Below are 5500 nucleotides of genomic sequence, written 5' to 3'. Positions count from 1 at the left end.
TTCCAGCACATAAAGTCCATGGCAAGAGTGTCCCATGTAATGCCATCAGTTGTATAACATATAGCGTTTCTGTCGCCGACAGCGGAGTTCACCGCTCGCAAGCCCGCCCACACGACACTTCCTTCGGGAAGATATTGAACAGCAAGCGCGACGCACCAATTGCTCGTAAGACCATCGTAACGCAGGAACCTTCTGAAACTGTCGCCCTGAAATGAATATATACCTAACGCTGAAGCTGCATAAACCGTCGGCGGTGATGTCGATGTGTCAATGGTTACTGCAAAGAATCTATAAGCATTTGAGCTACCCGTTCGTATGACAAATTGCCGTATCGAATCCTTTATTTCGGGTATTATCGTGTCCTTTACGGCGCCGCTGTCACCCCACTCGAAAACGATGTTAACCCATGTTGCCCCCCAGTCGCTGGAACGGGACAGCCCACCGTAGAAATTTGCCGAGTAAATAACGGTATCATCTCCGAATACACCCACAGCTAAATCATACGATAAAAGACCGTAATAAGACAACGACGGTATGTATGTCATTTGCCAAGGTGTTAAATGATGCCAGCTAACCGAATCGGAGAATGTCCAATACAATCCATCACCCACAGGAATGTCATCGTTGGTATCGTAGGCCGCAGCAGCAAGGACTCTCCCATATGCCGCTATCATTGCCGAGAAACCCTTGCCCTCAAGATAATTGCTCCATGTTCTCCCGCCGTCGCAGGTTCTGGCTATCCCATTGCCAGTTGAAACCCAGACGCAGCGCCCATCCCATGCAAGGTCACCCATAGAATTAGACTGCGGTCCCGGAAGGCTATCAAGGTTTATGGTTATCGGAAGGGCAAAAGCCACAAAAGGTATCATTAGCACGATTAATATTATTTTTGTCGATGTCATCTTTTCGCTCTTTCTGCGAGAATTTTTTCGATTATCTCGAGGGTTTTTCGGGCGGAGTTATCCCATGTGAAACTCTTCGCCCACTTTATAGCACCGTCTCTTAGATTGTTTCTTAAGGATTCATCAGTGAGGATTTTGACTATCTTATCCGCAAGCGCATCGATGTCACCGTATGGATACAGCAACCCTGTTTCGCCATCACGAACGGCATCGCGCAAACCCGGGGAATTAGCCGCTACAACAGGAGTTCCACATGCGTTCGCCTCGACAACCGTAAGTCCCCAGCCCTCCTTGGATGAGGGATTTATCATCACCCAGAATCTATTGAGCCATTCTCGTTTTTTGTCCTCAGAAACAAACCCAGTAAATTTCACTTTATCACCGAATTCGAGTTCCCGTGCTATTTTCTCAAGCCTCGGACGGTCGTCACCATCCCCCACAAGCACCAGCTTCGCATCCGGGACCTTCTCAAGAACCTTCTTGAAAGCATATAGCAAGTGGTCAACACTTTTGTAGCGCTTCATCCTGCCAAGATACCCGACAAGTGGATAGCTTTCCTTGGGAACATCAGGCATAACATAGAATTTCTCGTGATTGACAGCGTTATAAACGAGATACAGATTTTCTCTTGGAAAGCCCTTGGAAACGAGGTCCTCAAGAGTGCTTGGAGAGTCAACTATAAACGGGATGTTCTTAATCCATCTAACAAACAGCTCCTCCATCACATAGACATACATCGCTATTGGGAACGAAGCCTCGATGAAGATGCTTTTCCCGAAAAGGTGATGGATTTTCCCTACAAGGGGGCGTTTGATAAATTTTATCGTGAAAAAAGGCAATTTATTCACATCAACCACCACAACATCAAAATCCATTTTCCGGAATCGGAAGAAATAATGAAAAGGGAAAACCCAGTTGAAATTAGGTCTCGAACCAGCCCTTATAACCTTTATGCCGTCGATTATTTCCTCTTTTTTGGCACCAGGAAAGCTGCAAGTGAACATCGTTACCTGATGTCCCCATTTAACTATTCTGCTGAATATCTCCTGAAGGTGAACCTCAGCACCGCCGGCTTGGGGATGCTTTATGTCCTGCCAGTTTACCACCAAAATTTTCATTTTATCCTCCTAAGCCACCAGTCAAGCGTGTCCGAAAGCGACTTCTCAAGCGGTATTTCGGGTTTCCAGCCAAGCTCGGAATTTATTTTCTCGTAGCTTCCGAACGACACCGGAATATCCACCGGACGCAATCTTTTCGGGTCCACCTCCACTTCGACCTGACAACCAGAAAGCTCAATTAAAATATCAAGAATCTCTCTTATCACAACGGCTTTTCCAGAACAAATATTGAAAATCCCTGTGGCTTTCCTTGATATAATAAGCTCATAAGCTCTAATAACATCGCGGACATCAGTAAAATCCCTTTTTGCGGAAAGATTCCCAACTAAAATTTTCGGTTCACTCTTTTTCTTCATTATGCCAGCTATTTGCTTTGCGAACGCAGAGACAACGAATTTTTCGCTTTGTCCGGGACCAATATGATTGAATGGTCTGGCTATGGCTATTTTGAGGTTCCATGTCTTGGCATACACCTGCGCAGTCAAATCAAGTGCTGCTTTAGTTGCGCTGTAAACTGATAGTGGCGCTACCGGAGAACTTTCAGTAAATGGCAACGCATTCGTCGAACTTGGCGCACCATACACAGCGGACGAACTAATCACGAGAACAAATGTTTCCGGCTTGTTTTTCCTGACCCACTCAAGAATCGCAAGATTCCCAAGGAGATTTACCCGCCAGGTTTTCATTGGGTCTTCTGTAGAATCGGGCACAAAGGTTATCGCGGCAAGAGCAACAATCGCGTCAGGCATTGTTTCATTAAGCACACGCTCCAACTCCTTTTCCATAGATATATCTAGTTGATAGTATTTAACATCATCAGAAAATATCGATTGCGGCGAAATATCCGCTGCGAAAACATCGTAACCTTTACTTAACAAAAGCGGCACCAGATGCGATCCCACAAATCCGCAAGCTCCTGTAACCAAAACTCTCATTTTAAGTGGTCATTTTTTGGCAAAGTTCAAGGTCGGACTCGACCATCATTTTAACGAGGTCCTTAATCAGGACTTTGGGTTCCCAGCCAAGTTTGTCTCTTGCTTTCGACGGGTCAGCAAGCAAATGATGAACTTCAGCCGGTCTAAAAAATCTTGGGTCAACTTCAACGAGTAATTTTCCTGTTTTTTTGTCGTAGCCTTTCTCGTCAAGCCCGCTACCCTCCCACACTACTTCGAATCCGGCATATCCGAAAGCGAGCTCAACGAATTCCCTTACTGAGTGCGCCTCTCCCGTTCCTATCACATAATCCTCTGGTTCGTCCTGCTGAAGCATCCTCCACATCATCTGGACATACTCGCCTGCGAATCCCCAATCTCGTTTGGCATCGAGATTCCCGAGCCTGAGCACATCCTGCAGCCCATACTTTATCCTCGCGACCGAATAAGTTATTTTTCGAGTAACGAACTCAAGACCTCTGCGAGGGGACTCGTGATTGAAAAGAATTCCAGATACAGCGAAAATTTGGAAACTTTCTCTGTAGTTCACCGTAATGAAGTGCGCGTAAACTTTAGATACACCGTATGGACTCCTCGGGTAAAAAGGTGTATTTTCGTTTTGGGGCATTTCCTTAACTTTACCGAACATCTCGGATGACGATGCTTGATAAAATTTGGCGTCGGGCTTTTCGTATCGCAAAGCTTCAAGTAATCTCGTTGTGCCCACCGCATTCACTGATGCCGTGTAAACAGGCTGGTTCCACGATGTAGGCACAAAAGACTGCGCCGCAAGGTTGTACACTTCATCGGGCTGAATCTCCTTTATTAAATTTGACAAGGACATCTGGTCGAGCAAATCACCCTGCACGATGTTTATTTTGTCCCTTATATGCTTTATTCTTTCGAAGTTAGCAGTGCTACTTCTTCGAACCATACCGTAAACTTCGTAACCTTTTTCGAGCAGGAATTCCGCAAGGTACGAGCCATCCTGACCAGTTATTCCTGTTATCAAAGCTTTTTTCTTTGCCATCTATTCCTCCCTGAAATTTTCGTCAATTAACTCGCACAAAGCATGTATTATCATTATATGGGCTTCCTGAATGCGGGGCGTACTATTATTTGGCACCACTATCGGGATATCGCATAATTCTTTCGCCTCACCACCGTCTCGCCCGAGAAGCCCAATGGTTACAAGACCTTTTTCTTTGGCTTTCTTCAGCGCAGAAATAATGTTTTTCGACATTCCGCTGGTAGTTATACCAATAAAAACATCGCCTCCCTCTCCGATAGCGTCTATTTGTCGCGCGAAAACCTGTTCGAAATCGTAGTCATTAGCTAACGCTGTAATCGTCGATGTATTCACTGTCAGAGCTACTGCTTTAAGAGGCTTTCTTTCACCACTGAACCTTCCCACCAACTCAGCCACCATATGCTGAGCATCCGCAGCACTCCCACCATTGCCCGCAGTGATAACCTTCCTACCCGAGCGCAATGAATTTACAATCAACTCTGCAGCCCGCGCGACACTTTTTGCCAAACTTTCATCTTTTGATATTAGACTAAAATTTTCTGCCGCTTCCCTAAGAATTTTTCGCGTTTTTTCGCCAAAATCTTTCATCTGACCTTAAAATAGATTTGCGAAAATTGGTGTCAAGTCAATAATTTATGGGTAGTTTTGGCATTTTCGATTGACTTTTTCTTATTCGGCGTTAAATTCGGGAAACATGAGAGCCGCGTGCAAAATAACTCTTTTAGGACTTGCACTATTTCTTGCAGGTTGTGCGGGAAAAATACAAACTACCAACGAGCTTTCCTACGAGGAAAAATTCAACAAAGCGCAAAAGCTTTTCAACGCTGGGAAGTATGACCAAGCCCTCGAAATTCTTTCGCAGCTAAAATTAAGCCCATCAATATGGGCAGATGATGCATACCTTCTTTCAGCCAAAATTCATTTGAAGAAAAAGGACTACGATAATGCGATTATTGAGCTTAATGGTCTCATATCGCAATACCGTCACAGTGACCTTGTTGAGGAAGCACGATTTCTTCTTGCGGAGGCGTATAGACTTCGCTCGCCTCGTGCTGAACTTGACCAAACATATACAAATAATGCTATAAACTTTTATAATCAATTTTTGGAATTATATCCATTTTCGCGTTTCGCGGATAGCGCCAAAGCTGGTCTGTCAAAGTGCTACGAAAAACTGGCTAAAAAACTATATCTTAATGCACTTTTATACTACAAATCGAAGCATGATTCCGCCGCGATCGTATATATAAATCAAATAAAAAATGATGAGAACTATTCAAAAACTATCTGGCGTTACTGGGCGGAGTTATTACTCGCAAAAATATACTATAAAAACAAGAAATTTGATAAAGCATTATCTATCATAAATTCTATTGCCTCATCAACGGATGACAAAAAGCTTCTTAAAAAGGTATATGCACTCAAGAATAAAATAGAAAATAGGTAGGGCTAATGAACCACCAAAACCTTCCTCACCACACTTCTTTTCCCGTTTACCACTCTTATAAAATATACCCC

At 44.1% G+C, this 5500-nt stretch carries 6 protein-coding genes; 1 reads left to right on the top strand and 5 read right to left on the bottom strand.

Annotation, left to right across the window (positions count from 1 at the left end; genetic code table 11):
* The 5 genes from J7J62_06080 to J7J62_06060 all read right to left on the bottom strand — a co-directional run.
* Positions 1 to 902, bottom strand: a 902-nt coding sequence (locus tag J7J62_06080; protein MCD6124721.1) for a hypothetical protein, incomplete at its 3' end; no start/stop codon positions are given.
* Positions 899 to 2020, bottom strand: a complete 1122-nt coding sequence (locus tag J7J62_06075) for a glycosyltransferase family 4 protein (GenBank protein ID MCD6124720.1) — start codon at positions 2018 to 2020, stop codon at positions 899 to 901. The genes J7J62_06080 and J7J62_06075, both read right to left, overlap by 4 nt.
* Complete coding sequence (locus J7J62_06070; protein ID MCD6124719.1) at positions 2017 to 2955, bottom strand: GDP-mannose 4,6-dehydratase; 939 nt, start codon at positions 2953 to 2955, stop codon at positions 2017 to 2019. Before J7J62_06070 ends, J7J62_06075 begins: the two co-directional genes overlap by 4 nt.
* Position 2956: 1 nt before the next feature.
* Positions 2957 to 3982, bottom strand: a complete 1026-nt coding sequence (gmd, locus tag J7J62_06065; protein MCD6124718.1) for a GDP-mannose 4,6-dehydratase — start codon at positions 3980 to 3982, stop codon at positions 2957 to 2959.
* Positions 3983 to 4570: a D-sedoheptulose 7-phosphate isomerase gene (locus J7J62_06060; protein MCD6124717.1), complete on the bottom strand. Its 588-nt coding sequence runs from the start codon at positions 4568 to 4570 to the stop codon at positions 3983 to 3985. It abuts the gene before it with no gap.
* Positions 4571 to 4676: 106 nt separating this feature from the next.
* On the opposite strand from J7J62_06060, the gene bamD reads away from it, so the two are divergent.
* A complete protein-coding gene (gene bamD, locus J7J62_06055) occupies positions 4677 to 5429 on the top strand; it encodes an outer membrane protein assembly factor BamD (GenBank protein ID MCD6124716.1) in 753 nt (250 codons plus the stop codon).
* Positions 5430 to 5500 lie beyond the last annotated feature (71 nt).

It is taken from the genome of bacterium (assembly GCA_021159335.1).
GTDB lineage: Bacteria > UBP14 > UBA6098 > B30-G16 > B30-G16 > JAGGRZ01.
This window is presented reverse-complemented; position numbering and strand designations above follow the sequence as displayed.